At 74.0% G+C, this 25,563-nt stretch carries 24 protein-coding genes; 15 read left to right on the top strand and 9 right to left on the bottom strand.

Features of this window, described 5'->3' with window-relative positions; translation table 11 throughout:
* The first annotated feature begins 79 nt into the window (after positions 1-79).
* From QOL15_RS00380 to arr, 5 genes are all read left to right on the top strand, one after another.
* Complete coding sequence (locus QOL15_RS00380; RefSeq protein ID WP_065963258.1) at positions 80-1,417, top strand: uracil-xanthine permease family protein; 1,338 nt, start codon at positions 80-82, stop codon at positions 1,415-1,417.
* A gap of 96 nt (positions 1,418-1,513) precedes the next feature.
* Positions 1,514-1,798: a putative quinol monooxygenase gene (locus tag QOL15_RS00375; RefSeq protein ID WP_071248285.1), complete on the top strand. Its 285-nt coding sequence runs from the start codon at positions 1,514-1,516 to the stop codon at positions 1,796-1,798.
* An 87-nt stretch (positions 1,799-1,885) separates the two neighbouring features.
* The gene (locus QOL15_RS00370; protein WP_071248282.1) at positions 1,886-2,101 is read left to right on the top strand and encodes a hypothetical protein; all 216 of its coding nucleotides are present in this window, start codon (positions 1,886-1,888) and stop codon (positions 2,099-2,101) included.
* 218 nt (positions 2,102-2,319) lie between these two features.
* Positions 2,320-2,697, top strand: coding sequence for a hypothetical protein (locus QOL15_RS00365; protein WP_139197531.1), 378 nt, complete (start codon positions 2,320-2,322; stop codon positions 2,695-2,697).
* 127 nt (positions 2,698-2,824) lie between these two features.
* Entirely contained in the window at positions 2,825-3,247 is a 423-nt protein-coding gene (gene arr, locus QOL15_RS00360) for an NAD(+)--rifampin ADP-ribosyltransferase (RefSeq protein ID WP_083230294.1), read from the top strand.
* A gap of 153 nt (positions 3,248-3,400) precedes the next feature.
* Here the strand turns inward: arr and QOL15_RS00355 are convergent, their stop codons facing one another.
* Positions 3,401-4,039 carry a hypothetical protein gene (locus QOL15_RS00355; RefSeq protein WP_217637651.1) on the bottom strand — a complete coding sequence of 213 codons (639 nt, stop codon included), beginning with the start codon at positions 4,037-4,039 and terminating at the stop codon, positions 3,401-3,403.
* Positions 4,040-4,244: 205 nt separating this feature from the next.
* A complete protein-coding gene (locus QOL15_RS00350; protein WP_071248280.1) occupies positions 4,245-4,907 on the bottom strand; it encodes a GAP family protein in 663 nt (220 codons plus the stop codon).
* A gap of 55 nt (positions 4,908-4,962) precedes the next feature.
* Here QOL15_RS00350 and QOL15_RS00345 point away from each other — a divergent pair, with 55 nt between their 5' ends.
* Positions 4,963-6,273, top strand: a complete 1,311-nt coding sequence (locus tag QOL15_RS00345; protein WP_071248335.1) for an MATE family efflux transporter — start codon at positions 4,963-4,965, stop codon at positions 6,271-6,273.
* A complete protein-coding gene (locus QOL15_RS00340) occupies positions 6,270-7,490 on the top strand; it encodes a lipopolysaccharide biosynthesis protein (RefSeq protein WP_071248277.1) in 1,221 nt (406 codons plus the stop codon). The genes QOL15_RS00345 and QOL15_RS00340 overlap by 4 nt, the downstream gene beginning before the upstream one ends.
* 81 nt (positions 7,491-7,571) lie before the next feature.
* Here the strand turns inward: QOL15_RS00340 and QOL15_RS00335 are convergent, their stop codons facing one another.
* On the bottom strand, positions 7,572-8,750 hold the full coding sequence (locus tag QOL15_RS00335; RefSeq protein WP_083394046.1) for a substrate-binding domain-containing protein: 1,179 nt from the start codon (positions 8,748-8,750) through the stop codon (positions 7,572-7,574).
* Between the two features lie 95 nt (positions 8,751-8,845).
* On the opposite strand from QOL15_RS00335, the gene QOL15_RS00330 reads away from it, so the two are divergent.
* The 4 genes from QOL15_RS00330 (at position 8,846) to QOL15_RS00315 (ending at position 12,949) form a co-directional block, all read left to right on the top strand.
* Complete coding sequence (locus tag QOL15_RS00330; RefSeq protein ID WP_083394045.1) at positions 8,846-10,165, top strand: MFS transporter; 1,320 nt, start codon at positions 8,846-8,848, stop codon at positions 10,163-10,165.
* 9 nt (positions 10,166-10,174) lie between these two features.
* Positions 10,175-10,870 carry an endonuclease NucS gene (nucS, locus tag QOL15_RS00325; RefSeq protein WP_071248274.1) on the top strand — a complete coding sequence of 232 codons (696 nt, stop codon included), beginning with the start codon at positions 10,175-10,177 and terminating at the stop codon, positions 10,868-10,870.
* Positions 10,871-11,000: 130 nt separating this feature from the next.
* On the top strand, positions 11,001-11,675 hold the full coding sequence (locus QOL15_RS00320; RefSeq protein ID WP_071248271.1) for an HAD hydrolase-like protein: 675 nt from the start codon (positions 11,001-11,003) through the stop codon (positions 11,673-11,675).
* Entirely contained in the window at positions 11,672-12,949 is a 1,278-nt protein-coding gene (locus tag QOL15_RS00315; RefSeq protein ID WP_065963240.1) for a CynX/NimT family MFS transporter, read from the top strand. Before QOL15_RS00320 ends, QOL15_RS00315 begins: the two co-directional genes overlap by 4 nt.
* Positions 12,950-13,181: 232 nt before the next feature.
* Here the strand turns inward: QOL15_RS00315 and QOL15_RS00310 are convergent, their stop codons facing one another.
* The 3 genes from QOL15_RS00310 to QOL15_RS00300 all read right to left on the bottom strand — a co-directional run bounded on the left by QOL15_RS00310 (position 13,182) and on the right by QOL15_RS00300 (position 16,534).
* A complete protein-coding gene (locus QOL15_RS00310; RefSeq protein WP_071248269.1) occupies positions 13,182-14,015 on the bottom strand; it encodes an NmrA family NAD(P)-binding protein in 834 nt (277 codons plus the stop codon).
* Between the two features lie 88 nt (positions 14,016-14,103).
* The gene (locus tag QOL15_RS00305; protein WP_071248266.1) at positions 14,104-14,742 is read right to left on the bottom strand and encodes a nucleoside/nucleotide kinase family protein; all 639 of its coding nucleotides are present in this window, start codon (positions 14,740-14,742) and stop codon (positions 14,104-14,106) included.
* A gap of 43 nt (positions 14,743-14,785) precedes the next feature.
* Entirely contained in the window at positions 14,786-16,534 is a 1,749-nt protein-coding gene (locus tag QOL15_RS00300; protein ID WP_071248263.1) for an alkaline phosphatase family protein, read from the bottom strand.
* 126 nt (positions 16,535-16,660) lie between these two features.
* Here QOL15_RS00300 and QOL15_RS00295 point away from each other — a divergent pair, with 126 nt between their 5' ends.
* The gene (locus QOL15_RS00295; RefSeq protein ID WP_217641003.1) at positions 16,661-16,861 is read left to right on the top strand and encodes a VOC family protein; all 201 of its coding nucleotides are present in this window, start codon (positions 16,661-16,663) and stop codon (positions 16,859-16,861) included.
* Here the strand turns inward: QOL15_RS00295 and QOL15_RS00290 are convergent.
* Positions 16,842-17,300: a hypothetical protein gene (locus QOL15_RS00290; RefSeq protein ID WP_071248260.1), complete on the bottom strand. Its 459-nt coding sequence runs from the start codon at positions 17,298-17,300 to the stop codon at positions 16,842-16,844. The genes QOL15_RS00295 and QOL15_RS00290 overlap by 20 nt on opposite strands.
* Before the next feature lie 134 nt (positions 17,301-17,434).
* The gene (locus QOL15_RS00285; protein WP_065963228.1) at positions 17,435-17,875 is read right to left on the bottom strand and encodes an NUDIX hydrolase; all 441 of its coding nucleotides are present in this window, start codon (positions 17,873-17,875) and stop codon (positions 17,435-17,437) included.
* Between the two features lie 250 nt (positions 17,876-18,125).
* On the opposite strand from QOL15_RS00285, the gene QOL15_RS00280 reads away from it, so the two are divergent.
* The 3 genes from QOL15_RS00280 (at position 18,126) to QOL15_RS00270 (ending at position 21,959) form a co-directional block, all read left to right on the top strand.
* Positions 18,126-19,523 (top strand): alpha/beta hydrolase-fold protein, encoded by a 1,398-nt coding sequence (locus tag QOL15_RS00280; RefSeq protein ID WP_071248257.1) that lies wholly within the window; start codon positions 18,126-18,128, stop codon positions 19,521-19,523.
* A gap of 4 nt (positions 19,524-19,527) precedes the next feature.
* Complete coding sequence (locus QOL15_RS00275; RefSeq protein WP_071248254.1) at positions 19,528-20,373, top strand: DUF4184 family protein; 846 nt, start codon at positions 19,528-19,530, stop codon at positions 20,371-20,373.
* 86 nt (positions 20,374-20,459) lie between these two features.
* Positions 20,460-21,959 (top strand): insulinase family protein, encoded by a 1,500-nt coding sequence (locus tag QOL15_RS00270; RefSeq protein ID WP_065963223.1) that lies wholly within the window; start codon positions 20,460-20,462, stop codon positions 21,957-21,959.
* A gap of 85 nt (positions 21,960-22,044) precedes the next feature.
* On the opposite strand, the gene QOL15_RS00265 is transcribed toward QOL15_RS00270, so the two are convergent.
* The gene (locus tag QOL15_RS00265; protein WP_139197529.1) at positions 22,045-25,476 is read right to left on the bottom strand and encodes an SdrD B-like domain-containing protein; all 3,432 of its coding nucleotides are present in this window, start codon (positions 25,474-25,476) and stop codon (positions 22,045-22,047) included.
* Between the last annotated feature and the right edge of the window lie 87 nt (positions 25,477-25,563).

Genomic DNA, 25,563 nt, shown 5'->3' with positions numbered 1-25,563 from the left:
ACCATATACGAGTCGAGGGGTTGTCCACAGGTGCGCGCACGACCTGTGGCGGAGGGCGCGCAGCCGGTACGGTCATCGCATGGGAATGGGCTGGAAGCTGCACGGGGACGGCGCGACCGTCTCCGCATCGACGATCGTGGCGCCTGACGAGCGCCTCACCTGGGGTCGTACGATCGGCCTCGGTGTGCAGCACGTCGTCGCGATGTTCGGCGCCACGTTCCTCGTCCCGCTGCTGACCGGGTTCCCGCCGTCGACGACGCTGCTCTTCAGCGGTGTCGGGACGATCCTGTTCCTGCTGATCACCGGCAACCGGCTGCCGAGCTACCTCGGGTCGTCGTTCGCGTTCATCGCCCCGATCGCCGCCGCGACGAAGATCGGGGGCATCCCGCTCGCGCTGTCCGGGATCATCCTGGTCGGTGCCCTGCTCGCGCTCGTCGGCCTGGTCGTGCACCTGGCCGGCGCCGGCTGGATCGACCGGCTCATGCCGCCCGTGGTGTCCGGCGCGATCGTGGCGCTCATCGGGTTCAACCTCGCGCCGGCCGCGCGTGACAACTTCACGAAGGCGCCCCTCACCGCGGTGATCACGCTCGCGACGATCATCCTCGTGACCGTCCTGTTCAAGGGGCTCGTCGGTCGGCTGTCGATCGTGATCGGTGTCGTCGTGGGCTACCTCGTGGCGATGCTCTCGGGCGAGGTCGACCTGTCCGCCGTCGCCGCCGCGCCGTGGGTCGGGCTGCCGACCTTCACGGCGCCGTCGTTCGACCCCGGACAGTTCGCCGTCTACCTCGGGTTCGTCCCCGTGGTGCTCGCGCTCGTCGCCGAGAACGTCGGGCACGTCAAGGGCGTCGGGCAGCTCACCGGACGCGACCTCACCCCGCTGACCGGACGCGCCCTCATGGCGGACGGGCTCTCGACGGTCCTCGCCGGTGCCGGCGGCGGCTCCGCGACGACGACCTACGGCGAGAACATCGGCGTGATGGCCGCGACGCGCGTCTTCTCGACCGCCGCGTACTGGGTCGCCGGCATCGTGGCGATCCTGCTCGGCCTGTCGCCGAGGGTCGGCATGGTCATCTCCTCGGTGCCCGCCGGGGTGCTCGGCGGCGCGACCACGGCGCTGTACGGCCTCATCGGGGTCATCGGCATCCGGATCTGGGTCGAGAACAAGGTCGACTTCGCCAAGCCGAAGAACCAGCTCACCGCCGGCATCGCCCTGATCATGGGCATCGCCGACTTCACCTTCGCGTTCGGCGGAGCCACCTTCGGCGGCATCATCGTCGGCACGGTCGCGGCCATCGTCGTCTACCACGTGATGGACCTGATCGGACGGGCACGCGGCACGGAGCCCGCCGCCCCGAAGGCGTCGGACGAGGCGCACGCTGCGACCGGTGCGGTCCCGGCAGAGCCGCGCGTCGACTGACGCACCCAGGCGACGGACGGGAGGCGCGTGGCGGCGACCGGCAGCCCGGTGGCCGAGCGGCTACCGGGACGTCCTCCGACGCCGTACGGTCAGCGGATGGGAGCGATCCGTCTGAGGGGCCAGCTGGTGTGCGTGACCGAGGAGGAAGCGCAACGAGTTCGCGAGCACCTGCCGGAGCACACCCGACTCACGCGGAGCGAGCCGGGATGCGTCGCCTTCGAGGTCGTTCCCACCGAGGATCCCCTGCGGTGGTCGGTCGAGGAACGATTCGACGACCGCGTCGCGTTCGACGCCCACCAGGAGCGCGTCAGGTCCGGCACGTGGGGCAGAGCCACTGCCGGCATCCAGCGTCGCTACTCGGTCACCGAAGCTGCCCACTGAGCCATCGGCTGTCGGACGCTCGAGGCCGCGCGGCTGCGCGCCATGTCGGGATCAGGGAACACGCCATGTTCTCCGTACCCTGGCACCATGACCGACGACCCGATGCGTGACCTCCTCGAGGAGGCAACCACCACCGTCGCGACCGGCGGCGACGTGCGGCGGGCGGTCGGCCTCGTCAGCCTCCTCTCCCTCGTCACCACGAGCGTCGCCGCGGTCACGGCCGCCGTCATCGCCCTCGTCGTGTTCCTCTTCGTGCTGTCGCCGTTCGCCTTCATCCTCGGCTTCGGACTCCTGCTCGGCTGATCAGCCCGGAACGGGCTGACGTGGCCCTGTACGGATCGGTGCTTGCTGCGAGAGAGGGTGTACGCCACTCCTGATCCGTCACCGAACTGACGATCGGTCTTGCTACTCGCACCACGGCGCCCGTCCTGCTGACCGAAAGCGCGCCGACCGGTTGCCGTTCGGTCATCGGACGGCAACTGCTGTCGCAACCGCGCCACCGATGCGTTTGACTCGTCGTCATGGGTGGAAGCGATGGTCGCCTGGCTCCACGGAGCTGGGCGTTCTTCTGGTTCTTGGCTGGCGTTCTTCTCGTCGTCGGTCTGACGCTCCTGGGTGGTGCAGTGGTCGCAGCCCAGGGGCGCCTCATCGGCGGCGACGATGGAGCTGACTGTGTCACGAACCCGACTGCTGTCGGCGCAACGTCCCCCGAGGACATCCGGGTCAGCGTGACCCCGTCGTACTGGCCGCTCGGCACTGACTGCACGCTTTCGAGCTCGTCTGGCCAACGCATGACGTTGCCCGAAACCGATTGGGCGCTGACCGTCGTCGCGTTGACAGGACTCGCGCTCGTCATCACACCCATCGCGCTCCTCCCGCGTCCATGGCGACGCGTCTGACGTCTGACCGCCCGGTAGCCGCTGGCGAACCGGAACACCGACGGGACATCGGTGAGACGAGGCACCACCGCATCAGGCTCCGCCGCTCCCCGCTGGGGTCGCGCCCCGCCCGCCCTATGCTGTGCCCGTGAACGCAGCGCAGGAAACCGGGCCGTTCTACCACGGCACGACCGCAGACCTCCACATCGGGGATCTGCTCTCCCCTGGGTTCCGGTCGAACTACCGACCCGACGTGATCATGAACCACATCTACTTCACCGCACTCCGCGACGGCGCAGGACTCGCAGCCGAACTCGCCGCCGAGCTCGCACCCGACCGCCGCACCCCCAGGGTCTACCGCGTCGAACCGACCGGCGCCTACGAAGACGACCCGAACGTCACCGACAAGAAGTTCCCCGGCAACCCGACCCGCTCCTACCGCAGCACCGAGCCACTCCGCGTGCTCGACGAGATCACCGACTGGACCAGGCTCACCCCCGACGCCCTCCAACGGTGGCGCGAGACCCTCACGAGCCTCCCTCCCGAACGACGCGGCGAGATCATCAACTGACGTCCACGTCCCTCTGCCTGCCGACTCATGGGCATGTACCAGCTTCGGACGCTCGGACAGCGGTGACCGGGCAGTGCGCCGACCTCGATGGCAGCCCTCCCCACGGCGACTCGAACGACGCGTCGTCGTGAGCGCTGCAGGTGCCGGCGGTGGTCAGAGGCCGTCGCGTCGTGTTGATCTCCACCGGCGGTGGCGGCGGGCCAGGGCGTCGCGTTCGGCCCGCGTCGGGAGGATCACGTCGGCGCCGCCGTCGTAGGGGGCGTAGACCCAGGACAGGTCGTGTCCTCCGATGACGACGTTCGCACCACCATCTGCGACGTCGCGGAGCAGGCCGCCGAGGTCCTGCAATGGGGACGATCGGACCCAGTAGAAGGAGCCGACCGCCGCCAGCTCGTCCGTGACCGCGAAGTCGTGGCTTCGCCGCCACGGCCACCGTCCGAGGATCGCGTCGCGGGTCCATCCGCTCTCGATGGTGCGCCCGTCCCAGTCTTCGGCGATCACCCACACGGGTGTGTCCTCGGCGAGGGTACGGAGGACCGTCGAATGCCGGCGGAGGACCTCGACGTACTCGGCTTCGGTGTCGGCGTACCGTTTCGCTCCCGGGAGGCTCCAGAACCGGACCCACCGGTCCCGGTGAACATCGCGCAGCACATGTCCGAGCGGTTCCTCAGCCCAGTGCTCATCCCATGAACGAGAGAGCGCGATCGCCCGTCGGCTCGCTTCGCCACGGCGGAACGTGGCCCGTCCGTCCAGCGCGCGGCGCAGGATCCGGACGGAGAGGGCGAGGGACATGCCTGCACCGTAGCGCTGGGCTGGTCAGCCACACCACCCGCACCCGATGCGGCCAGCAGACGACGTCCGGGACGCTGCGCTGACGCGCCCAGGAGACGGACTGGAGGCGCGTGGCGGCCCCGCCACGCGCCTCCCGTCCGTCGTCACCCCACCGTCGCGCGCGGCCCACGGTGCGGGCGCGACGATCCTTCGCGGCGGGCGCGCGTCAGCGCAGGCCGGCGAGGCCGACCACGAGCTGGACCGCCGCCAGCACGACCAGCACCACGACGAGTCCCACACTCCCCCACCGCTCGATGCCCGTCCGCAGGGCGGCCAGCGGTCGGGAGGCCCGCGGGCCGGCGACCACCGCAACCAGCACGGGCACCGCGACCGTCGAGGCCGCGAGCGCCACGAACAGGGTCGCGGCGAGCACGGCCTCCACCGGGGACGGCTCCGCGTCGCCGAACGCGAGCCCGGCTGTCAGCGCCAGGACGAGCGCCTTCGGGTTGCAGAACAGCAGCACCCCGAGCCCGAAGCCGTGTCGGGCTCCGAGCCGCTCCACCGCCTCGGACCACCGGACACTCGACGGCCGCCCGTCCGGGAGCCGCCGGGTCACCCACTGCCAGACCGCGAGGCCGGCGAGCAGCACGGCGGCGGCGAGCGCCACGAGCGCCTGGACGGACGAGCCGCCGGCGGTCTCGAGCGGGAGCCGCTCACCCACGAGCACGGCGGCCACGAGCGCCAGGAGGACCGCGGAGGCCCACCCGAGAAGGCACGCGACCGCGGCGCCGTACCCCCGACGGTGCCCGAGCAGGAACACGACCGCGGCGATCGGGAGCGGGCTCAGGGCGATCCCGACGGCGCCGGGGACGAGGGCGGTCAGGTCCACGCTCGGAGCGTACCGCCGCCACAATGGTGCGGTGCCCCCTCCTCCCGTGTCACCCGTGCGCGCCGAACAGCGCGCCGTCGACCGGGACATCGTCCGGCTCGCGGTCCCCGCGCTCGGCGCACTGGTGGTCGAGCCGCTGTTCCTGCTCACCGACACCGCGCTCGTCGGGCACCTCGGCGCGACCGCCCTCGCCGCCGTCGGCATCGCGAGCGCCGTGCTCACGACGGTCACCGGGCTGCTCGTCTTCCTGGCCTACTCGACGACGCCCGCGGTGGCCCGTGCCCTCGGCGGCGGCGACCGTCGCGCCGCGGTGCACGCCGGCATCGACGGGATGTGGCTGGCCCTCGTGCTGGGCGTCGTGCTCGCGCTCGTGGGGTGGCCGCTCGCCGGACCGCTCGTCGGGCTCTTCGGGGCCTCGCCCGCGGTGTCGGCGGCGGCGACCGCGTACCTGACGGTGTCGCTGATCGGGCTGCCCGGGATCCTCGTCGTGACCGCGTCGACCGGGTTGCTCCGCGGGCTGCAGGACACCAGGACCCCGCTCGTCGTCGCGACGGTCGGGTTCGTGGCGAACGGTCTGCTCAACGCCGTGCTCATCTACGGCGCGGGCTGGGGTGTCGAGGGATCGGCAGCCGGCACGGTGATCGTGCAGTGGGCGATGGCCGCGGTCTACGTCGGCATCGCGGTCCGCGCCGCCCGGGCGTCCGGTGCACCGCTGCGGCCCGGTGCGTCCGGGGTCGCCCGCGCACTGCGGTCGGGCGCGTGGCTGTTCCTGCGCACGGCCTCGCTGCGGGTGGCGATGCTCGCGACGGTGGCGACCGCGACGGGCCTCGGGACGACGGGCCTCGCGACGACGCAGGTCGGGCTGACGGTGTTCTCGACCCTGGCCTTCGCCCTCGACGCGCTGGCGATCGCCGGGCAGGCACTCGTCGGGCACGGCCTCGGCGCGCGGGACCCCGACCGGGTCCGGCTCGTCACGCGGCGCCTGGTGCTGCTCGGGATCGCGGGCGGCGTGCTGCTCGGGCTCCTGACCGCAGGCGTCAGCGGGCTGCTCGGCCCGGTGTTCTCGGACTCCCCCGCGGTGCAGGACGCGCTCCCCACCGTGCTCGTCCTCGTCGCGGTCGGGATGCCGATCGCCGGCTACGTCTTCGTGCTCGACGGCGTGCTCATCGGCGCCGGTGACGCCCGGTACCTCGCGGTCGCCGGCGGGGTGAACCTCGTCGTGTACCTCCCGCTGCTCTGGTGGGTCGGGGGGACGCTCGCGGGGCTCTGGGCGGCGTTCGCCCTCGGGTACATCGGCATCCGGGCGGTGACGCTCGGGGTCCGGGCGCACCGGGCCGGCTGGGTCGACCAGGCGATGGCGCGGTGAGCGGGACCGAGGAACGCGCGGCGACGCCCGGGGTCGCGTCGTCGGCGGTGCTCGCCACGGTCGGCATCGGCGTGCAGGGCGTCGCGAAGCTGCTCGTGACCGTCGTGGTCGGACGGGTGTTCGGCACCGAGACCCTCGGGCAGGTGACGGCGCTGCTGTCGCTCTCCGTCTTCGCTGCGCTGCTCTGGCCGAACGCGGCCGGCAACACCGCCTCGCGGTACCTCGCGATCGCCCTGCGCGGCCGTCGGTCGGACGCGGCAGTGAACCGGCTGCTCGGCGCGACCACGGTGGTCTCGAGCGTCGTGCTCGCCGCGGTCACGGTGCCGGTCGCCCTCGCGTGGGGCAACGGACCCGGCGCGGTCGTCGGCGGGGTCGCCGTGGTCGTCGGGTACGGCCTGTACTGCACCGCCCGCGGCGCCCAGCTGGGCTACGGCCGCGCGCCGCGGGTCGCGTTCTGGGACACCGTCACGAGCATCCTCGCGCTCGTCCTGCTCGTGCTCGCCTGCGTCGGCGACCTCGAGCCGCTGGTGCTGCTGCCGCTCGCCGTCGGGTACACGGTGTTCGCGATCGCCTGCTGGCCACGGGGGAACGGCTTCACCGAGCCCGTCGAGCCCACGACCGGGGTGCTCGGGTTCGCCGCGTGGAACGTGCTCGCGGTCGTCACGTCGAACGGCCTGCTGCAGCTGACGATGATCTCGGCGCAGGTGTCGTCGTCCGCGCGGGAGGCCGGGGTGTACGCCGCGGCCTTCACCCTGGCGACGCCGGCGTCGATGCTCGGCCAGGCCCTCGGGCAGGTGCTCGTCCCCGCGTTCGCGCACCGCACCGACGGCGGCTCGCTCCGGTCGCGCGGGGCCCTGACGCTCGTGGGCGGGTTCGCCGCCGCGACCGCGGTGGTGTTCGGGCTCGTCGCGCTGCTCGCCGGGTGGTTCCTGCCGCTCGTCTACCCCGCCGAGGGTGCGGCCGCCGTCGCGGACCTGCGGTACCTGATGGTCGGCGTGTGGGTGTTCACGGTGGGGCTCGTGCCCGCGGCGCTCCTGCTCGCTGCTGGTCGGTCGCGGCAGGTCGCACTCGCCTCGGTCGCGGGCTTCGTCGTCGGTGCGGTGCTCATGGTGGTGCTCGCGCCGACGGTCGGGGTCGCCGGCGGGACGACGGGGTTCCTCGTGGGGAGCGCCGTGAACCTGGTCGCGGTGGTCGCGCTCGGACTGCGGCGGGGCTGAGCCCGGGAACGGTCCCGGGTCACCCGACCCGGTCAGCCTGAGCCCGGGACCGGTCCCGGGTCACCGGCGCACCCGACCCGATCAGCGTGCCGCGTCGAGCGGCGTCGAGCCGGAGCGCGCCGGACCCGTCGTGTCGCCGATGCGCAGCTCCGAGGTGAAGGCCGCCGGACGCGGTTCCTCGCCCTCGAGCATCGCGAGCGCCGCGCGCGCAGCGGCCCGCCCCTTCTGCTCGAACGGCTGCACCAGGGTGGTCAGCTGCCGGATCGGTGAGCGGTGCAGCAGGCTGTCGTCGACCGTGATGCCGTCGAAGCCCACGACGCTGACGTCCTCGGGCACGCGGAGCCCGGCGTCGAGCGCGGCCGAGACCACCCCGACGGCGAGCAGGTCGCTCTGCGCCACGACCGCGGTCGGGGCCTCGGCACCGGCGGCGAACAGGGACTCCCCCGCGATGCGGCCCTCCTCGACCGCGCTCCCGGCGGCCTCGAGGGCGGGAGCATCCGGGTAGACCTCGCGGACCCCGCGCAGCCGCTCGAGCGTCGTGTGGGCGACGCCGGCCGCCTCGCGCGCGGCGTCGACCGGGCCGCGACGGCGTGCGGCGTCGAGCGGCAGGGTGACGACGGTCACGGCCGTGTGCCCGAGGTCGCGGAGGTACGCGGCGGCCCGGCGGGAGGCGTCGCGGTTGTCCAGGTGGATCGGGACGGCACCCTCGATCTCGTCCGCCTCGATGGCGACGACGGGGATCTGCCGCCGCCGGAGCACGGCGACCGCCGGGTCGATCCGCACGTTGCACCCGACCAGGACGACCGCGTCCATCGGGGCGTCGACGATCGGCCCGGTCCCGCGGTCGTCGTCGAGCGGGCTGCGGACGAGCAGGAGGGACGCTCCGGCCTCACCGGCGACGGCCGCGATGCCGTCCAGCGTCAGGACGTTGACCGGGTCGCGGAAGGCGTCGCTGAGCCGTTCGTCCATCACGACGCCGAGCACGCCGGAGCGACCGCGGCGGAGCGAACGCGCCCGGGGGTCGGGTCCGCCGTAGCCGAGCTCGGCAGCGGCGGCCAGCACCCGGGCCTTGGCGTCCTCGGACACCGGCCCGGCGCCGCTGAACGCGAGCGAGGCGGTGGACGGCGCCACCCCGGCGGCACGTGCCACCGCGGCCAGGGTCGGGCGCACGGCCCGACGCTCCGGGTCGCCGAGACCGCGGTCGCGCCCGCGGGCCAGCGGCGGTCGCGACGCGCCGGTTCCTGTTGCCGGTTCGTCCATCGCCCGTTAGCGTAGCCACCGAACGTGGTCGAATCGATTCGACCAGCCGCGACACGCAGGCCGCCGAGCCTGTTCGAGCACGATCGGAACCACCCATGACGACCACCGCCGCCCCGACGACCCGGACCTGGATCGTCGCCGTGTTCGCGGCCTTCACGGTGTCCGGGCTCGCGATCGCGACCTGGCTCGGACGCATCCCGAGCGTGCGGGACTCGCTCGGGGCGTCGACGTTCGAGATGGGCCTGCTCGTGCTCGGCATGGCGGTCGGCTCGATCGGCGGCCTGACGTTCGCCGGGCACGTCGTCGCCAAGGTCGGCGCCAGGCGCGGCGTCCAGGTGGCGGCCGTCTGCCTGGCCGTCGGGGTCGTCCTCGCGGGCGTCGCGGTCACCGCGGGCTGGGGCTTCGCGGCGATCTGGGTCGCCCTGGTCGCCTTCGGGTTCGGCAACGGGCTCTGCGACGTCTCGATGAACGTGTCCGGGGCCGCGGCCGAGAAGGCCGGCGGGCGCACCATCATGCCGCTGTTCCACGCCGCGTTCAGCGTCGGCACCCTCGCCGGTGCGGGCCTCGGCGCCCTCGCCGAACGGTTCGCGGTCCCGGTCGTGCTGCACTTCGCCGTGCTCGGCGTGGTCGTCGCCCTCGTCCTGCTCGCCGCGGCGTCGCGCTTCGGCGACGAGCACCGGTTCGCGGAGCACGAGGCCACCGACACGAGCCCCGTCCCGACGCAGCTCACCCGTCGCCAGGTCTGGACGCAGCCGTCCACGCTGCTCATCGGCGTGATCGTGCTCGGCATGGCGCTGGCCGAGGGCTCCGCCAACGACTGGCTCCCGCTCGCGATGATCGACGGACACGGGCTCGACAACGCCGCCGGCGCCGGGGTGCTCACGGTGTTCCTCGCCGCGATGACCGTCGGCCGCGTCGCCGGCAGCCCGCTCATCGACCGGTTCGGCCGCGTCCCGGTGCTGCGGGTCAGCGCCGTCGTCGCGGTCGTCGGGCTCGGGCTCCTCATCTTCGTCGACGTCATCCCGATCGCGATCGTCGGCGTCGTGCTCTGGGGCCTCGGCGCGAGCCTCGGCTTCCCGATGGGCATGTCGGCCGCGGCGGACGATCCCCGGTCGGCCGCGCTCAAGGTCAGCGCCGTCGCCACCATCGGGTACGTGGCGTTCCTCGCGGGCCCGCCGCTGATCGGCTTCCTGGGCGAGCACGTCGGCCTGCTCGGCGCCCTGCTCGTGGTGTTCGTGTTCATCATCGCCGCGGGGCTGGCCTCGGGTGCCGCGCGCGAGACGGGCGCTGCGGCCGAGACGATGCGGCAGCGCCGTGCCGGGCGGGACCAGCCGACGGACCGGACGGGCACCGCCGGGGGCGAGCCGCGCCTCCAGACCGAGCAGCAGGAGAGCGCGACGCGCGACCCCCGTTAGGATCACCGGGTGCGTCTCGTCATCGCCCGCTGCTCCGTCGACTACGCCGGACGCCTCTCGGCCCACCTGCCGCTCGCGACCCGGCTGCTCATGCTGAAGGCCGACGGCTCCCTGCTCGTGCACTCCGACGGCGGCAGCTACAAGCCGCTCAACTGGATGAGCCCGCCGTGCTCGATCGAGATGGGCGAGCCCTCCGCGGAGCAGGCCGAGGCCGGCATCACGCAGGTCTGGACCGTCACGCAGAAGAAGACGCAGGACCAGCTCATCGTGAGCCTGTACGAGGTCGTCGCCGACGAGACCCACGACCTCGGCGTCGACCCGGGCCTGGTCAAGGACGGGGTCGAGGCGCACCTGCAGCAGCTCCTGGCCGAGCAGATCGAGCTCCTCGGCGAGGGGCACACCCTCGTCCGCCGCGAGTACATGACCGCGATCGGCCCGGTCGACATCCTGGCGCGGGACGACGCCGGTGCGAGCGTCGCGGTCGAGATGAAGCGCAACGCCAACATCGACGCCGTCGAGCAGCTCACGCGCTACCTCGAGCTGATGAACCGCGACCCGCACCTGCGGCCGGTCCAGGGCGTGCTCGCCGCGCAGACCGTCGCGCCGCAGGCCCGCACCCTCGCCGAGGACCGCGGCATCCGCGTCCTGGTGCTCGACTACGACGCGATGCGCGGCATCGAGGGCGGGCACACCCGCCTGTTCTGAGCGACGCACCCCGCGCAGGGGCGCACGTCGCCTCACGACCGGGTCGGACGGGAGGCGCGGCGCGGCTCCGACCGCGCCCTGCGGCCCGGCTCCGGGTCGCGTCCACCGCCGCGACTAGGGTGGGCAGGACATGACGCGCCCGTACACCGCCATCCTGTTCGACCTCGACGGCACCATCAGCGACTCCGCTCCGGGGATCCTCGAGAGCATGACGCACACCTTCCGCACGGTCGGCGTGCCCGTCCCGGACACCGCGACGCTGATGTCCTTCGTCGGACCGCCGATCATGGACACCTTCCGCATCGCCATGGGCATGGACGAGGAGCAGGCGGACCACACGCTGGCCGTGTACCGCGAGCACTACCTGTCGCACGGTGCGCTCGACTCCGCGATGTTCCCGGACGTCGACGTCGTCCTCCGCACCCTGCACGAGGCCGGCCTGCCGATCTCGACCGCGACGAGCAAGCCCGAGACGCCGGCGACGCTCATCCTCGACCACTACGGCCTGCTCCCCTGGATCGACGTCGTGACCGGCGCGAGCGACGACGAGGTGCGCAGTGCCAAGGCCGACGTCGTCGAGGAGGCCCTCCGCCGCCTGGCCGCCCGCGGCGACGACGTCAGCCGTCCGGTGCTCGTCGGCGACCGGATGCACGACGTCGAGGGCGCGCAGGTGCACGGCGTCCCGGTCGTGTTCGCCGCGTGGGGCTACGGCGCCCCGGAGGAGGCCGCCGGCACCGTCGCGCAGGCCGCGACGCCGCTCGACCTGCTGCCGATCCTGCTGCCGGACGACCGAGCACCGCGATGACCACCGCCGTCCGTCGAGGGGTGCAGGGGGCCGCATGGGTACTCCCCGCCGCGATCGTCCTCATCGCCCTGAACTTCCGCGGGCCGATCGTCGCGCCCGCGCCCGTGATCGGGGAGATCCGGCTCGACCTCGGCCTGACCGCGACGGTCGCGGGGCTGCTGACGACGATCCCGGTGCTGTGCTTCTCGCTCGCGACGCCGTTCGCGAGCTGGCTCATCGCCAAGGCCGACCCGGAGCGGGCGGTCTCGCTGTCGCTCGTCATCGTGCTCGTCGGCACGGTGCTGCGCTCGGTGCCCTCGGCGACGGCGCTGCTCGTCGGCACCGCGGTGATCGGCATCGGCATCACGATCGGCAACGTCGTGGTCCCGGTCGTGATCCGACGGGACACCTCGCCGGAACGCGTGGGCCTGGTCACCGGGGTGTACACGTCCGCGCTCAACGTCGGGTCGATGACGACGTCGCTCGGCACCGCCCCGATCGCCGCCGTGTGGGGCTGGCCGGTCGCGATCGCGGTGTGGGCCGGGTTCGCGCTCGTCGCCGGCGTCGCGTGGTCGTTCGCCGTCGGACCGCGTGCCGCGTGGCGCCGTCCGGAGCGGGTCGAGCCGGTCGTCGAGACCGGTCCGGTCGAGCTGCTCTCGACCGTGACGACCGACACGGGGAGCGTGCACACGGTCGACGCCCGGGCCCCGCGGACGACGACGCCCGAGCCGGTGCGGCCGGCCCGACGGCTCATCACGTGGGGACTCACGCTGGCCTTCGGTGGCCAGGCGTTCTCGTACTACGCGCTCACGGCGTGGATCCCGACGCTGCTGCACGACGAGATCGGGTTCTCGGCGGAGTCCTCCGGCGCGAGCTCGTCGGTGTTCCAGATCCTCGCGGTCGTCGGTGCGCTCGGCGTCCCGGTGCTCGCGTCCCGGTGGCGGCCGCGGGCGATCATCGCCCTCGTCGCGTTCCTGTGGCTCGCGATGCCGCTCGGGCTGCTGTTCGCCCCGCAGCTGTGGCTGCTCTGGTCGGTGCTCGGCGGGGCGGCCCAGGGCGGTGGGATCACGGTCGTGTTCATCATCATCGTGCGGATCGTCACGAGCGACGACGACGCCCGCCGGATGTCGGCGTTCGTGCAGGGCGGCGGGTACCTGATCGGCTCCGCGGGACCGCTCGTCGCCGGGTCCCTGCACGGGGCGACCGGGGACTGGACGGTGCCGCTGCTCGTCGTGCTCGCGTCGGTGCTGATGCTCGGCGTCGCGGGGACCCTGGCCGCCCGCCGGGTGCCCTGAGCCCGACGCGACCGCACCCGCACCGCACCCGGCCTGCCGGACGCACCCCGCGCCTCCCAGCCGCCCCGTCGCGGGCCGCACCCGGCCTGCCGGACGCACCCCGCGCCTCCCGGCCGCCGATGGAGCAGCAACTGTCGAGTCGGGGCCCGCCACCCGACGTCTTCTGCTCAATCCGCGGTGCCCGGCCCGGCGGCGGACGCGCGGCGACCCCGCGCGCGTCCCCCACGCCGCGTCAGCCTGCGGCCAGCACCTCGCGCAGGGTCATCGGCCGCCGCCCGGTCACCCGCTCGACGTCGCCCGACACCCGGGCGAGCGCGCCCTCGGCGATCGCCGTGTACGTGCTCACCCACGCGTCCGCCTGCCACGGAGCCGGTTCCCACCGCGCCCGGGAGGCGTAGGCCTCCTCGAGCGTCTCCGGGTGGTACGAGACCTCCCGCCCGCGCACCTCGGCGACGATCGCCGCCGCCTGCGCGAGGGTGATCGCCGCCGGCCCGGTCAGCTCGTACGTGCGGTCGAGGTGCGCCGACGGGTGCAGCAGCACCTCGGTGGCGACCCGTGCGACGTCCGCCCGGGCGACCGCGGCCATCGCACCGTCCGCAGCCGGACCGCGGATCACGCCGTCCTCGCCGACCAGGTCCTCGACGAAGTCGAGGTAGAACGAGTCCCGCAGGAACGTGTGCGCCATCGAGGTCGCGCGGATCGCCTCCTCGGTCGCCCAGTGATCGCGCCCGAGGGTGAAGGTCGCGTCGGGCGCGGCCCCGACGAACGACGTGTACACGACGTGCCGGACGCCCGCGGTCGCCGCGGCCCCGACGAAGGCGCGGTGCTGGGCGAGGCGGTCCTCGGCCTCGGCGCCGGAGACCATGAGCAGCAGGTCGACGCCCTCGAGGGCGGCCCGGCTCGCGTCGACGTCGGCGAACGACGCGACGGCGACCTCGGTCCCGGGCAGCTCCGGGGCGCGGGCGGGGTCGCGCACGAGCATCCGGAAGGGCGTGCCGGCTGCGGCGAGCGCGCGGGCGACGGCGCCGCCGATGTTGCCGGTCGCGCCGGTGATGGCGATGGTCATGGTCGGTCCCGTCGGTCGTGTGGTGCGGTGGTGGTCGGGTCGGGTCAGATCAGGTCAGGTCAGGTCGGGTCGGTCGCGCCGGTTCCGGTCACGTCAGGACCGTCCTGGAGGCGCGGTGCAGCCCCGCCACGACCCTCGCGGCGTTCACGCCGTCGACCTCGACCGCCCAGGCACGGGCCGACTCCGGGTCGCGTCCGTGCCGGACGTGTCGGCCGACCAGTCGGTCGACGCGGACGTCGTCGGCGACGACGCACGCCCACGTCTCGGTGAACAGCGTCGCCAGCGTCGACCACGGCTCGTCCTCGTCGAGCAGGTAGTTGCCCTCGGTGACGACCAGGCGTGTGGCCCGCGGCACCGCGATGCTGCCGGCGACCGGCTCGTCGACCGTCCGGTCGAAGTCCGGCGCCCAGACGACGGGCTCGTCTGCGGCGACCAGGCGGCGGACGAGCGCGACGTAGCCGGCGCCGTCGAAGGTGTCCACCGCACCCTTGCGGTCGCGGCGTCCGAGGGCGTCGAGTGCGCGGTTCGCCAGGTGGAACCCGTCCATCGGCACCTGGACGGCGGTGCCCGGTCCGTGCTGCGCGTCGACCGCGGCGACGATCCGGCGGGCCAGGGTCGACTTGCCCGCACCCGGGGCACCGACGATGCCGAGCACGACACGGCCACCGGCACCGGCGAGCTCCACGGCACGGGCGACGGCGTCGTCGGTCGAGCTCTCGGCGGTCACGCGGTCATCCTCGCAGACGCGGTGTCGGACGGCCCGGGCGGAGTCAGTCGCGGTCGCCGAACAGGCCGAGTCCGTGCTCGGTCAGCACGTCGTAGGCGTCGCCGAAGGTCTCGGGCACGGGGGCGCCGGGCTCGTACTTGGCCAGGAGCAGGCCGAGCAGCCCCTTCCCCGGTGCCGTGACCGGACGGTCGCGCTCGGCACCGCGGGGACGACGGCGGCGGGCGGCGGCCTCGGGGTTCGTCGGGACGTAGGGCGCGGTGACCTCCGGCCAGAGCTGCGGCTGCCGCGGGACGCGCCGGTTCAGGACGTTGTGGATGCCCTCGGCGTCGGCGTCCCGGTGCGTGAGCGGCTCGAGGCCGTGCTGCTGGCAGAGCGTGTGCGCGATCGAGCCGTGGTGCATCGGGGTGTTCACGATCGTGCCGGGCTCGGTGTACGCCGACACGACGAAGGTGGGGACGCGGCCGCCGAGCCGGTCGAACCCGAAGCCCATCTCCCCCGGCTCCGCGGTGCCCGTCGGCGGGGTGGCGGTGGGCGGCGGGACGTGGTCGTAGATCCCGCCGTGCTCGTCGAAGGTCACGACCAGCGCCGTGTTCACGGCGTTCGAGCCCGTGGTCGAGCGGCTGGCCCGGATCGCGCCGTACACCTCGGCGAGCAGGGCCTCGGCGGCACGGACGTCGCTCATCGCGCTGTCGAACGTCGCGCCGTCGGCCTCCGGTACCACCTTCGGGCGGGAGACCGGCGGGTGCATGTCGTTGTGGTCGAACATCATCCGGGGCTCGACGAACGCGTAGTCGGGCAGGTTCCCGTTCGCCGCGTCCTCGTGGAACTGCGCCATGCTCCGGAAGTTGGTCTTCCAGTACCGCTCGATCGAGGGGGCGTGCAGGAAGCCGGTGAGCGAGACGACCTGGTCGGCGTCGAAGTAGACACGCCAGCTCTTGCCGGCCTCCTCGAGCCGGGTGAAGAGCGTCGGGACGTCCGGGGCGTCCAGCCACTTGGCGGGTCCGTCCGGCTGACCGTTCGTGACGAAGCCGTGCGACGTGCCGGCATGGAAGAACGACCGGTTGCAGAACGTCTGCGACGGCACCGCGCAGAACCAGTGGTCGTAGACCGCGAACGACTTCGCCAGGGTCGAGAAGACCGGGAGCATCGCGGGCGAGAAGCCCCCCATCACGCGCTCGTACTCGTCGCGCGTGGGCTCGACGCCGCGCTCGAGCCGGTAGTTCACCACGTAGTCCCGGACGAAGCCGGACATCGTCGGGCGGCTCGTGTCGGCCGGTGCGTTGTACGGCGGCGCGTACCCGTTCCGGCCGGGATCGGCGTTGCCGGGCGGGTCGACCGTGCCGAACCACTGCGTGTTGACGTGCGGGTAGAACTCGCCGGGGTCGGGGTCCGGCTGGCTCATCACGTGGTCGGTGCTGCCCTCGTAGACGTGTGCCGCGACGACCGTGCCGTCCGGGGCGGTGTTCTCGTGCGTGCCGCGCTGCAGCCCGGCGAAGGACTGGCCGGGACGGAGCTCGGCGTCGGTGTACAGCCGGCCGAACACGTGGTCGAAGCTGCGGTTCTCGAACATGAGCACGACGACGTGGTCGAACCCGGGCTCGGCGCGTTCGGGGAGCGGCGCGAAGCCGTAGCGCTCGTCGGACCCGCGTGCCGCCGCGACCCCCGCGCCGACCGCACCCGCACCGACCGCGGCACCGGCGGCTCCGATGCCCGCCCGCCGGAGGAACGACCGTCGGCTCTGGTGCGGTCCGTCGGCGGTGCGCCCGTCGCCGCGGTGCTCGTCAGCTGCCATGGCACGTTCCTACCACCGGGCGGTGCGGACGTGGCGTGCAGCCGCCGGACCGGCTCCGGGAGGCCGGTCGGTGTGCGGCCGGGCCGTCGGTGTGCGGCGGGGCGCCGTCGGTGGTTGCCTGGTGCGGTGATCGACGCGACGAAGGCGTTCAGCGGGTTCTCGGTGCCGGACGTGGACGCCGCGGTCGACGAGCTCACCGCCGCCGGCGTCGCGTTCCTCCGCTACGAGGGCCTCACCGACGAGCGCGGGGTGAACCGGCACGGCGGACCGCTCATCGCGTGGTTCACCGACCCGTCGGGCAACGTGCTCAGCGTCGTCGAGGAGTGACGTCGAGGCGCTCCCACTCGTCCCGCAGGGGTCCGGGGGGCAGCGCCGCGGTCACCTCGGCCGCGAGGCGGTCGAGCGCGGCCACGTGTCCGGGGAGGAGCAGGTCCCACGGCGGTGGGGCGAACGCGGCGAGCGCCGCCAGGGCGTCCGGGTCGGCATCGTCGGTGCTGCCGGGCGCTTCCGTGACGCCGGCTGCGAGCGCGCTGCCGGGCAGGTGTGTGCCGTCGGGGTGACCGAGGGCGTCGCGCCGGTCGGGCTGTGCGGCGCCCCACCGGGCCGCGAGGGCGTGCACCAGGACGTCCCGCTCCAGGCGCAGCGCACGGAGCCGCTCGAACAGCGCCGGGACGACGTCCGCGCGGTCGGCGTCGTCGACGAGCTGCGCGAGCACCGCCCGCTCGTCCCAGAGCCGGGCGGACAGGTCGGTCGCCTCGCCGTGCACGTCCGCTCCTCTCGCTCGACGTCGTGGCACGACGCTACCGACGGACCGTGGACGCCGCCCGGTTTCCCGCTCCGTCCGTGCCCGGGTGTCCCCACAGCGACGACGCCACCGGCCGGGACCGGCACGGGCCGGGCTCAGCGTCCGAGCACGCCCGCCCACCCGAGGGCGATCGGCACGAGCAGCCCGTGCCGTCGGTGGGGCAGCTCGGCGATCGGGACCCAGGCGGCCTCGTCGGTGGTGCCGTCCGCCTCGTGGCGCAGCGAACCGCCCGTGACCGACGCCCGGAACACGACCTGGACGGCCTTCATGGGCCGACCGGTGGCGTGCAGTCGCCGCTCGACGGGCACGATGTGGTGCCGCACCCCGAGGAGCGCGCCGCAGGTCGCCTCGTAGCCGGTCTCCTCGCGGATCTCCCGCACGACGGCCTGCTCGACGCTCTCCTCGAACTCGACCCCGCCGCCGGGCAGCGTCCACGTGCCCCGCTCGGCGATGCGCAGGCGGGCGAGGAGCACGCGGTCGCCGTCCGTGACGACGCCGTAGGCGGCGAGCCGGGTGTCGTAGTCCGTGTACTCCATCCGCCGACCCTGCCACCGTGACCAGGGGGCGGAGGCGAGCCGCGCCGCCGGACCGGCACCGCGCCTCCCGTCCGTCCCGCAGCACCGCGCCCGCCGTCCCCTGCCGCCGCACCGCGCCTCCCGTCCGGTCTCCGCGCGGCGCCTGCGACCGCCTGCCGCCGCATCGGCCGCGCGACCCCTTCCGATCAGCCGACCGGACAGTCTCCGGCCGTCGGCCGGCCACCTCGGTGCGGGATGACTCAGGATCAGCATGGAAGGCACCCCGGAACGGCCGTTCCGGCCCCCGCAGGACACCTCCGCTCGCTACGGTGCCGAACAGCACGCCGAAGCCGCGCTCCGCGGACACCACACCCCCAGGACCCTCGTGACGACCCTCCCCCTGCTCTCCGCCCACCTCCTGCTCCCGCTCTACGCGGTCACCGTCGTGGCGGCCCTCGGCGTCGTCCTCGCAGTCCGGCGGGCCTGGCGACCGCTCGCGGTCGCGCTCGTGGCCGGTGCGGTGCTCGGCGCGCTGCTCTCCTGGTTCCTCGGCGACGTCCTCGACGTGCTCGGCATCGCCCCGACGTGGGTCGACCGGATCTGGACGGGCGTCGTCTGCGCGCTCCTCGGTGTGGCGGTCGTCGGCCTCGTGCGCGGACGGACGCGCACCCGCGTGGTGGCCGCGGTCCTCGTGCCGCTCGCCGTCCTGTCCGGCGCGCTCGCGATCAACCGTGACGCGGGTCTGTTCCCCACCGTCGCCGACGCCCTGGGTGAGTCCCACGTGCCCGCCCTGGCGCTGCCGGACGATCCCTCCCCGTCCACCCGGGCCGCGGACGCCGCCGCGTGGCAGCCGCCGTCGGACATGCCCACGCACGGACGGTACGGCTCGGTCCGGATCCCGGGCGACACCTCGCACTTCCGGGCACGTCCCGCCATCGTGTACCTGCCGCCCGCGGCGCTCGTCGAGCACGCCCCCGTGCTGCCCGTCGTCGTCATGCTCTCCGGGCAGGGGCCGGGAGCAGCGCCCGCCAACATCGTCGAGGCCGGCCGGATGGTCGCACGACTCGACGCCCTGGCGGCGGCACACCACGGGCTCGCCCCGATCGTCGTGATGCCGGACCAGCTCGGAGCCGCGACGAACAACCCGATGTGCGTCGACGGTCCGCTCGGCAACAGCGCGACCTACCTGACCGAGGACGTCCCCGCGTGGGTGCACCGACACCTCCACGCCGCGGAGTCCGCCGACCGGTGGGCGATCGGCGGCTTCTCGCAGGGCGGCACCTGCGCGGTGCAGCTCGGCGCCGCGTTCCCGCACCGCTTCGGGTCCTGGATCGACGTCTCGGGGCAGCGCGGACCGACGCTCGGTGACCAGGATGAGACCGTCCAACGGGGTTTCCGCGGTGACCGGGCAGCGTTCGAGGCCGCACAGCCCGTCCGACTGCTCCAGGACCACGCGCCGTACCGGTCCTCGGCGGCCTTCATCGCCGCGGGGGCCGACGACAGCCGGTACGGGCCGGTCGTCCCGGTCATCGCCGTCGCGGCACGGGCGGCGGGGACCGACGTGACCGTCCGGATGATCGAGGGCGGCGGGCACGACTGGCACACCGCCGGCGTCGCCCTGGCCGAGGGCGTGGAGTGGTTCATGCGCCGCACCCACCTCGTGCGCTGACACCGTGCCCTTCACCGTGAGCCACGCCGTCGTCGCCCTCGGCGCGCGGCGACTCCCCGTGCCGGTCGCCGCCGTCGCCGTCGGGTCGATGGCCCCGGACGCCGTGCTGTTCGCTCCGTTCCTGCCCCGGTACGAGGACGCGCACTCCTGGTGGGGCATCCCGACGATCGACCTCGCCGTCTCGCTCGTCGTGCTCGCCGTGTGGTGGCTGCTCGTCCGTCCGGCGTGGGCTCCGGTCGTCCCGGGTGTCCGGGCGCGCGTCCCGCTGTCGTGGGCGACGCCGCGGCCCGTCCGGATGTGCTCCCCGCAGGCGCGGAGGGTCGGGGACCCCGACGCACTGCCGGTCCGCATCCGGCGCGCACTGCTGGTCACGGTACGGCGCGTGCTGCCGGTCCTGGTCGGGTGCGTGCTCGGCAGCGTGACCCACGTCGTCTGGGACGGCTTCACGCACGGCCACGGGTTCGTGGTCCAGGCCTGGCCGGCGCTCCGCGAGGGCACGGTGGGCGGGTACCCGCTCCCGTTCTTCCTGCAGGACACGTCGTCGGCGCTCGGGCTGCTCGCGTTGCTCGTGGCCGCCGTGGTGTGGTGGCGGCGCACGGCACCCCGGGCGGAGCGGACGCCGAGCGCGGGTGAGCGTCGTGTCGCCGTGGTGGTCGCCGGTGCGGCCGTGGTGCTGTCCGTCGCTGTCGGCGGCGCGGCGCTGCTGGCCGGGCGCGGGCTCGGCGGTGCGGTCACGGCGCTGGCGTTCCGCGTGCCGGTGGTGGTCGCGGTCGGGCTCGTCGGCGGGGCGGTGCTGCTGCTCGTGGTGCGGCGGCACGGGTCCCGCACCGAGGGACCGCCGGGACGCTGACCGGCACGGGCCGACACCCGAGCCGCCCACTCACCGGCCCTCGGACTGGGGCGCGGTCGCCGCCGGGTTCCGTGTGAGCATGACCTGTGCCCGAACAGCTCCGCCCCGTCCCGACCGTCCACGCCTCCGCACCGGGCGTCGTCGAGGCACGGCTGGCGTTCGGCGTGGGCTCCTGTGACGAGCCGGTCACCCTCGCCGGGATCACCCACCTCGTGGAGCACCTCGCGGTCCGTGGGGCGCTCCCGATCACCACGTGGCACAACGCCACCACGCACGACCACGTCACCTTCTTCGAGGTCACCACCGAGACCACCGACGAGGCATTGGCACTCCTCGGGCGGTTCGCGGCCTCGGTCTCGGCCCTCGCCGAGACCACCGACGACACGGTCGTGCGGGAACGCAGGGTGCTCGAGAAGGAAGACCGGCTGCGCTTCCACGAGCAGGTCGCCTCGGTGCACACGGCACGCTTCGGACCGGCCGGCCCTGGTCGCTCGGGAGCGGGATCGGCCGCGGTCGCGGGCATCACCGCCGAGGAGGTCCGGAACTGGGTCGCGGAGCGCTTCGTCGCCGAGAACGCGGTGGTGATCGTCCGTGGGGGCACCGCTCCGCCCGAGGTGATCGACCTCCCGCTGCCCGCCGGCCGTCCGGGCCGCCCGAGCACCCGCATCGAGCGGTGGACCGGACCGATGCGCCGCGGCGCCCTGGTCGAGTCGGCCCTCGGCGGCACGGCCGCCTCGGTCGTCGTCCCGGCGGAGGTCGCGCCGCTGGCCGACGCGGTGATCGAACACGAGGTGTTCGACGCGCTCCGCATCGAGGCGGCGCTCGCGTACGACGTCAGCTCGCACACGCTCGACCTGGACGCGGACACGAGCGTCGTCGCCGTGACGGCCGACGGGGACGACTCCGACGTCGAGGAGACCACCGCCGCCGTCGTCGGGGTGTTCCGGCGTCTGGCGGAGCACGGACCGAGTGCCGCCACGATCGCCAGGATCGACGCCTCCCGAGCGCTCAACGCGCTGTATCCCTCCTCCGGCCCCGACGTGACGATCTGGGCGACGATGCTGCGACGACTCCGCGGGATCGGCCTGGCCCCGAGCGCCGACTCCCCCGTCTCCCCCGCCGAGCTCGCGCAGCTGCGGGAAGCCCTCGAGGACGCGTTCCCGACGCTGCTCGTCTGCGTCGACCGCGACGCCGACGTCGACTTCGCGGCACTCGCGCGGCGGCACGGTCTGGAGCACGACGACGCGAAGATCGGCAGGCCGGTCCCCCCTCGTGTGTGGTTCCCGGCGCGCCCCGGACGCGGCCGGAGCACGCACCGCGACCGGCTCCTGAGCGGACTGGCGACGATGCACGCCGAGATCGTCGACCACCGCCTGGTCCTCCGGCCGCGTGGAGAGGAGTCCCGCGAAGTCGACCTGGCGCAGGCGGCCGTCGTCGGCAGACGCGGCAGCGAGGGCGTGACCATCGTCGACACGCAGGGTGACTCGTTCCACATCCGGGCCGCGGAGTGGTGGCGGGGCCGACGGTTCGTCGCGGCGGTGCTCGCTGCGACGCCGGACCACCTGGTGCGCGACTTCTCGTCCTGATCCCGTCGCCGGCGACCGGCCGATCTGACCGACGTGCCGGCACCTGCGCCCTCGTGCGCGGGTGCCGGCACCGATCCCCGGCCGCTCAGGACCGACCGCGCCGCCTCCGGGTCCTCGCGGCGAGCGCCGTCCCCACCACCAGGAGCACCACGGCGAGCACGATCGGTAGGCGCACGTCGGCTCCCGTCCAGGCGAGCGCCCCGGTGCCCGGCGTCCCGGCACCCGCACGATCGCCAGCGCCGGACCCGCCGTCGGCTCCTCGGCCACCACTCGAGGAGCCGGACCCACCGTCCGGGCCGCCGGGCTCTCCCGGTCCGTCGGGTCCACCGGGCCCACCGGGCTCACCGGGCTCGTCGACGACCAGCCCCGCGTCGACCGTCTCGTCGCGACGGACCCCGGTGAGGGCACCGGCAGCGTCGGTCTCGCGTCCGAGCTCGACCGGGTCGGTCTGCCCGTCCGGGCCCGCGTCGGAGTCGACCGCCCGGTCGTCGCCGACGCGCGGTGTCGTGAAGGCCGAGTCGTCCGGCGCGGAGAACACCACCGTGTAGCGGCCCGGGCGCAGACCGTCGAACCGGTAGGTGCCGTCCGCGCGGGACGTCGTCAGCTCGGTCACCTCGGCCCCACGATCGTCGGTCCCCCGCAGGGCCACCGCGACGTCGGCGACCCCCGGCTCGCCGTGGTCCTGCACGCCGTCGTGGTCATGGTCGTCCCACACGCGGTCACCGACCGCACCGGACACGACCCGGACCGTCGCGGGGTTCGACCGCACCGGCAGCGCGAGGCTCGACGACCGGAGCCCGAAGCGGTTCGTGTAGGCGTCACCGTCGTGGGCTCCGACGCCGTGGACGGCGACCCGGTGCCGGACGGACTCCCCGACCCCGATCGGTGCCGTGCGCTGGATCCGGACCGCGGTCACGTCGGTCAGGGTCGCCGGGCACCCGTCGGTCCCGAACGCGGTCTCGGCGCACCACGTGGTCGAACCGCCCGGCCGGTTCGACGGGTGGCCACCGTCGAGGTCGACGTCCGTCGGACGAGCGCGGGTGTAGGTGACCTGCTCGCCGCCGTCGGTGTCGACCGGCACGGGCCCGGCCAGCGCGACCGAGCCGTGGAAGGCCGAGCCCTGGTCGTCCCCGCGGTGGGGCAGGACGTCGATCACGTCCACGCCCTCGACCGGGGTGGTGTCGGTGTTCGTGGACACGAGGTCCCACCGGAGGTCGTCCCCGACGACCACGACGGGGTCGACGGCGGCCTTCAGCACGCTGACGCCACCGCCGCGCACGACCTGCACCGCTCGCGACGCCTGTCGGTACTGCGCGTCCGATGCGTCGGTGGGCGAGGACGCCGAGGCTGTGTTCGTGACCGGGCCGGGCGGCGCCGTGTCGGCGACGGCAGCGGTGTAGGTCAGGGGCTCGATCGGGGCGTTCGGCCGGACGGCGGGCAGGGTCCACGTCAGGCGCTGGTGTCCCTCGCCGCCCGCATCGGTCACGGTGTCCACCACGGGCGGTGCCGAGGCACTGCCGTCGACGTAGCGGGTGTGCTGCGGCAGGACGTCCTGGACCGTCACCTCGGCCGGCTGCCCCGTGGTCTTGCCGTTCGTGAACGTCGGGTAGAGCGCGTACTCGACCGTGGCACCGGCGGTCGTCGAGGTCGTCTCGTCCGGGGTGTCGGACGCGTCGTGCCCGGGGTCGACGACCTTCTTCGTGATCCGTGCCAGGTCCTCGGTGAGGACGACGCTGTCCGCGAGCGGTCCGGCGGCGAGCCCCGGGTCCGGCGAGGCGTCGTGCACCCACGTCGTCGCCCGGTCGCCGAACCACACGTGCCCGAAGTCACGCGCGCGGGTGCCGTTCGGCGCGTCCTCGGTCGTGACGTACGAGTGGAGGGACGCCTGCTCGCCGCCGAGGACGTCACCCGTCGCCCGCACGGCGCCGACCGCTCCGGCGCCGCCGGGGACGTCCTCGGGATTGTCGTACCACGGCCCGTCGCCGTCGTCGCACGTCGCTGTCCGCCCGGCTTCCGGGGATGACATGGTGAACGCGGCGTACTGCACCCGGGCACCACCCAGCCGCGTGGTCCAGGCGGTCACCCGGTCGAGCGTGGTCAGGCGCTGCGTCGCACGGTCGAAGGTGTCGCAGAGCACCACACCGCGGAGGGTCGTCAGCCCGGCGTTGCTCGCGGAGACATCGCTGCGGAGCAGGGTCCCGGGCGTCGCCCACGGATCGCCGCGCTTCGCGGAACCGATGTCGACCGCCGCGCCGCCGTCGCGCACGCGGTAGAGCTGCTTCGACGCGTTGCCGGGGCCGTACTCGACGATCGTCCGGCGCGAGGCGTTGTCCGCCGTCGGTTCGGTGCTGCCGGGGAAGTTCGGGGCACCGGTCACCGACGTCGTCTGCAACGCCGAGTAGGTGTTGGTCGACTGCACCGACGTGCCCGCCGGCGGGGTCGGCATCCACAGGCTGAGGTACCCGCTGACGACGTACGGCTTCTGGCCGCCGACGATCGGTCCGCCCGCGATGTTCCTGGTCGGGATGCGGTCCGGGTCCGTGACCGTGCCGTCGATGCGGACGTCGACCGGGCGACCGGGACCCGCCTGCGAGCAGGAGAGCTCCCCCGAGTCGGCGACGGCACGCTCGCCCCCGCCGGCGCCGCCGGGGAGTCCGGTCAGGCGTGGTTCCGCCGCGCCGTTCGGCCCGCACGCGGGAGCGCCCCCGTTCCAGAGCACCGCCTGCGACGGCAGGTCACCGAGGATCTGCGACAGGTCGTCCGTGAAGGTCATCGGACCCGTGCTCGCCGCGAAGCCGAGCAGCCCCTGCCCGGGGACGACCGGCTGCCAGTCCACCGCGATCGGGTAGACGAGCTGGATCCCCCGGGTCACGCCGTCCGGACCGGGGACCCCGGTGCGGAGGACCGAGCCCTGCACGTCCTTGCTCAGGTTGTAGCGGGCCGCCGCCGACACCGTCGTCGCCGGCGAGGAGGCCGTCACGGTCCCGTTCGCCGCGGCGTCGGCCGTACCGGTGGCGGCGACCTCGAGCCGGTCCCCGTCCCGTCGCTCGGCGGAGACCTGCAGCACGACGGGCACGACGACGGCCCGGCCCTCGTCGACGGTGCCGAGGTTGCACGTGAGGTCCTGACCGGTCACGGCCGACCCGGCGCCCGTGCACCGACCCGGCACCCCGGCCCAGCTCGTCCCCGTCGGAGCGGTCAGCGTGAAGCGCTCGTTCGAGCTCGCTCCGCCCGTGGAGGTCATGGTCACGCGGTACGTGATCGCGTCGCGGGTGCGGACGATCCCGTTCGTCGCACTCGCGTCGGCGCCGGGACCCTCGGTCGGGGTGAACGGGCCGTTGCCGTCCTGGGCGACCTCGAGGGCGAGGTCGACGGCCCCGCCGGGCGCCGCCGACGGTACCGACCCCGTCGCGGACTGCGCCGCACCGACGGGTGCCGCGGTCGCGAGCACGAAACCGAGCACCACGGACGACACGGATGCCGTCGCGGCAGCCCTGGCGATGGGTGACCTGCGCATGTCCATGGACCTCCTGTCGCGGTGGACGACGGAGGGTGTCGTCCACATCAGGAGGCAACGTACTGATGTTCCACGTTCCGGTCACGC

This window comes from Curtobacterium sp. MCBA15_012, from assembly GCF_001864935.2.
GTDB lineage: Bacteria > Actinomycetota > Actinomycetes > Actinomycetales > Microbacteriaceae > Curtobacterium.
The sequence above is the reverse complement of the archived record's forward strand: the minus strand, read 5'-3'. Positions and strand labels throughout refer to the sequence as shown.